Annotated in this window: 4 protein-coding genes; 2 read left to right on the top strand and 2 right to left on the bottom strand. The window is 68.7% G+C overall.

From position 1 onward, the window contains the following. Positions 1 to 823: 823 nt before the first annotated feature. Positions 824 to 985, top strand: a complete 162-nt coding sequence (locus P1P75_RS39930) for a hypothetical protein (RefSeq protein ID WP_319264590.1) — start codon at positions 824 to 826, stop codon at positions 983 to 985. A 436-nt stretch (positions 986 to 1,421) separates the two neighbouring features. On the opposite strand, the gene P1P75_RS39925 is transcribed toward P1P75_RS39930, so the two are convergent. Together P1P75_RS39925 and P1P75_RS39920 are read right to left on the bottom strand one after the other, a co-directional pair. Continuing rightward, the gene (locus P1P75_RS39925) at positions 1,422 to 1,958 is read right to left on the bottom strand and encodes a MarR family transcriptional regulator (RefSeq protein ID WP_319264589.1); all 537 of its coding nucleotides are present in this window, start codon (positions 1,956 to 1,958) and stop codon (positions 1,422 to 1,424) included. A 30-nt stretch (positions 1,959 to 1,988) separates the two neighbouring features. Beyond that, entirely contained in the window at positions 1,989 to 3,080 is a 1,092-nt protein-coding gene (locus P1P75_RS39920; protein WP_319264587.1) for a PP2C family protein-serine/threonine phosphatase, read from the bottom strand. Positions 3,081 to 3,248: 168 nt separating this feature from the next. Here P1P75_RS39920 and P1P75_RS39915 point away from each other — a divergent pair, with 168 nt between their 5' ends. Beyond that, positions 3,249 to 3,770, top strand: a complete 522-nt coding sequence (locus tag P1P75_RS39915) for a nitroreductase family deazaflavin-dependent oxidoreductase (protein WP_319264585.1) — start codon at positions 3,249 to 3,251, stop codon at positions 3,768 to 3,770. The last annotated feature ends 543 nt before the right edge of the window (positions 3,771 to 4,313 follow it).

Below are 4,313 nucleotides of genomic sequence, written 5' to 3'. Positions count from 1 at the left end.
GCCGGCGGCCGCCGGCCAGTGGCGACGCAGCCAGTCCAGTGAGTCTGTTCTACCGACCGACTCAGCAGGGCCGGCGGGCGGGGGTTGGATCGGTTCCGGCACTGGCACGGCAGACGGGTCCGCCGGACCGGCAGTGGCCGAGGCGGCGGTCGTCAGAGCGGCATCGGCCTCCATCCAGCGCTGCAGGCAGGCCGCCACCGCCGCCTCTCCGCCCAGCGCCCAGCGCCCAGGCAACCGGCTCGACCGTCTCCCAGCGTGGCAAGCGTTTGCTGTTGAACATCTCCGAGATCGTGCCCTCGCGCACCGTGGCCTGCGGGTAGCGGCGCCGGCTGCGCCGCACGAGCTGCGCATAACTGGACTTACCCGCCTCGCGATGCAGCTGCCGTAACCACACAGCCAACGCAGCGACCGGGTCAGGCCGCCCACCAGCACGTTCGCTGTCGTTCGCCGTCCTTTGCCTGGAACCCCGACCGTGGCTGACTTGCCCTGCACAGCCACACATCCACGCGGCACCGTACCGCCCGCCCCAGGCGCCCTCCTTGCACACGACGGCGCCCACCCACACTTTCCAGCCGGTCCACCACCGCTCGTCACCTGCCAGCCGGACCGGACAGAGCTCGGTGCCCCACACTCTGACCTTCAGCAAAGCCTCAAGAGCCCTGACCGGCTCTTCGTGCCCATGCTTCGACACCTCGGCGAGCCCGTGCGGAGGGCACTTGCACCGCTAACCCGCCACTCCCACACCGTCACGACCGGCCCCGGCCCTGTCAGGGACGGGAGGACTTTTTCGGCCCGCAAACCGTCCACGCATTAGGACCAACTCATGTCCAACGACCCACAACGTGAACCGCCACTCCACAGCTCTCACCATCATGGGGGCACGACACTCGCCGGACTGATCGCCGTGACCCACCCAGCCCTCATCCCGGCCCTGGGAATCGCGTTCACCGCCTTCATGGCACTGGTCCTGTTCCTGAAACTGTGACAAGCCAGGGACGGTCCGCCAAACGCCTCGTGCAGCCGGAATGCTCGAGGTCCGCACCGACAGCACAGGCTCGCCCTCCGCTGCTGGCGTCGTCCGCGTCGTCCGATACCTGGATGCCGTTGGCACGGTGCGGGGACAGCCAGCTCGGACCGCCGGCCAGCGATGCGCGGCGCTGGAAGACCTGAGCGTGATCGCTGCACCGGGTGGGGCACGTGCCGACGGGCTGCCCGCTCCCAACCCATCTCTTCGACTTGCTCGGGCAGTCTCGACGACGGCCGAACGCTGACCCTCTGACGGCGGATCAAAAGTGACCCACTTGGTGATCTTCGTCTGACTCTGACCTTGGTGATCAAGGTCAGGAGGGAAGGTGATCCTCGTGGAGGACTGGGCAGAGATCCGTCGGCTGCACCTGGCCGAGCAGATGCCGATCAGCAGATCAGGCGTCGCGCGCCACTGGAACTTCTACCGCCCAGCCCAGCGGGTGCGGCTCCGCATCGTCCAGCGCGGGCGCCAGGGGCTCCGCCCCGGCCTCGTTGAAGGCGGTGAGTGCCTCGATGAGCGCCAGCCGCTGCTTCGGCCCGAGCCGTTCAACAATCACGGCGATCTCGGCGCGGCGCCGGGCGGTGACGTCCTCGACCGTACGACGCCCCTCCTCCGTGAGCTGCAACAGGGTTTCGCGGCGATTGCGTGGATTGTGCTGCCGGTCGGCCAGCCCGGCCGCGATCAGCCGGTCGACCATCCGCATCGCGGTGGACGGCGCCACCTGCAGCAGATCGGCAAGCGCGACCAGCTTCGTGGCACCACGCGTGGACAACACCACCAGCATCCGGAACTGCGGCAGCGTCACCCGCTCCTCGACCTCGGCTAGAGAACGGGCGGAGACCGCCACCAAAACCCTCGACGCGGTCAGCACCGCACGCGTCACCGCGTCAACATCATCCTGCGCCCCCGAAGGAGTTTCATGCTCCGCCATACGCCCTTTCTACCGCCCCGAAGTCCCTGCTCACCCACCCGAAGGGAACGATTTTCCCTCCCCATGACCGTGATACCGCAACAGGAGCATTGCGGCGTCGTCGTGAGGCGGCCCACCCGCATGCTGGGCAAGATCCGCGCGCAGCGACTCCAAGGCCCTGTGCGCATCAGGATCCTTCAACAAGTGCGCACGCTGTTCCATGGGGTAGAAGCGGCCGTCCTCGTCCCGGGCCTCGGTCACGCCGTCGGTGTACAGCAGCAGCTGCTCACCCGGGGCGAAGTCCGCCCGATAGGGCTTCGGTCCCTCCCCCTCATGCGCGCCCAGACCCAGCGGGAGGGCGAAGGCGAGCGGCTGCGGGAAATCGACGGAACCGTCCCGGCGTACGACCATCGGCGCCGGATGACCGTAGTTGAGGAAGACAGCCTCGTGGCCCGCGCCGATCTCGGCGAGGATCGCGGTGACGAACTTCTCCCCCTCCAGCTCCCGGGCCACACTGCGCTCCAGCCGCTCACCGAGCCCCACCAGATCCGCCTCATCGTGCGCCGCCTCCCGAAAGGCGCCCAGAACGACGGCCGCCGTCTCCACCGCCGCCAGCCCTTTGCCCTGCACATCCCCCACGATCACCCGAATCCCGTGCGGAGAGGCCACCACCTCGTACAGATCGCCGCCGATGCGCGCCTCCGCGACAGCTGAGGTGTACGACACCGCCGCCTGCAGCGGCCCCGCGGTCAACGGCACCGGCCGCAGCAGCACCCGCTGGGCGACCTCCGCGATCGACCGCACACTGGCCAGCTCAACTTCCCGACGGCCACGCATCACGGCCGCCGCGATGCCCACGCCGGTCACGCCCGCCACCGCCGCCAGCGCGGTGAAACCCCGACGCTCCTCGAACAGCCCGTCGTACAAGCCGAGTCCCACACACAGGACCAGCGCCACAAGCCCGAACACCGCCGTACGACGCCACCCGCCGACCAGCCCGGAAAAGGCAGGCCCGAGCGAAACCAGTGGGAGGAAGCCGACCCCCGGCCCAGCCACGACGTCCATGACCGCGACGATCGCCATCACCACAGCCGGCATCCAGGACAGCACAGTCCAGCTCGACGGCGGTTTGTTCTCGGTCATGACCTACTCCAGCGGTCTCGAGGCGCTCGAGCGCCGCCCCTTGTCTCCGCAGGCGCCCCTCCTCCACCTTTAGACTATGCAAAGGTTGCTGCCGTGAGGTGACTCTCGATCCCCCTCCTTTACCCAATCGAGGCCGAGAGCCGACAATCCCGACCATGGAAGGCAACCATGACGCACAGAGACAGCCCACCCCGGCGTCCCCAACTGCCCACGGGATGGCGGCGCCTGGCGATGCGGTTGCCGATCCTTCTCTTCCGCGCAGGGCTGGGACCTCTCTTCGGGAGGCGGTTGCTCCTGCTGCACCACACCGGCCGCGTCAGCGGCCTCGACCGCCGGGTGGTCCTGGAAGTGGTGTCCCATGACCCGGTCGGCGCGAGTTGGACCGTCGCCTCCGGTTTCGGACAGAGGGCCGACTGGTATCAGAACCTGCGGGAGCAGCCGAAAACCCTCATCCAGGTCAAGAACCGTCCTTTTGCCGTCACCGCACGCTTCCTCCCGCCGGACGAGGGCGCCGATATCATGGCTGGCTACGCTCAGCGGCGGCCCCGCACAGCCCGCCGCCTGTGCGCCTTCATGGGCCTTCCCGTCGACGGCGGCGAGGCGTCCTACCGTGAGGCCGGGCGAGCCATTCCCTTCGTCCGCCTCGACGCCGCCGTCGGACACTGGCAGCTCGGCCGCTCCCCCGCGTGACGCCCGGGACCACGGCGTCCCGGGGGTCAGACCGCGGTGGCCGCTTTCCCTGCACCGCGACGATGCCCTCCATACCGGATTCGGCGAAGGTGGGCGGCCAGGTGACCGTGGCGACTTTGGTGAGCGGAGCCGCCCGGGCCGATGCGGAAGCCGCCGACCGTGCCGGAGACGGCGTTCTACACGTAGAGGAACTTCGCGCCTCACCTCACCGCCATACCAATGACGCCCCGAGGCTTGGCCGATGGCGGCGTGACAATGCCGAGGACATTGGTGAGCGCGAGCTTGCTCTGCCGGTTGGCACGGTAGCCGTCACGGTGGATTTGCTGGTGGTGCTGCCGTGGAGAAGTCGTGGGTGCGCCGCAGCCCAGCACAGCGCGTCCTGACCGTTGCTGCGGCTGCGGGACCTCCTAGCCACCCACGGAGCTCGTGCCGCCACAACCAGCCGACCACAGACAAACCGGGTCGGCCCGTAGGACACAGAGGACAGGGCGTCACGACTGCGTCAGGCTTTCGCAAGACGTACGGCCCGCCTCCCGCAAGCCA

The organism is Streptomyces sp. ID05-39B (assembly GCF_033794725.1).
GTDB classification, from domain to species: domain Bacteria; phylum Actinomycetota; class Actinomycetes; order Streptomycetales; family Streptomycetaceae; genus Streptomyces; species Streptomyces bobili.
The sequence above is the reverse complement of the archived record's forward strand: the minus strand, read 5'-3'. Positions and strand labels throughout refer to the sequence as shown.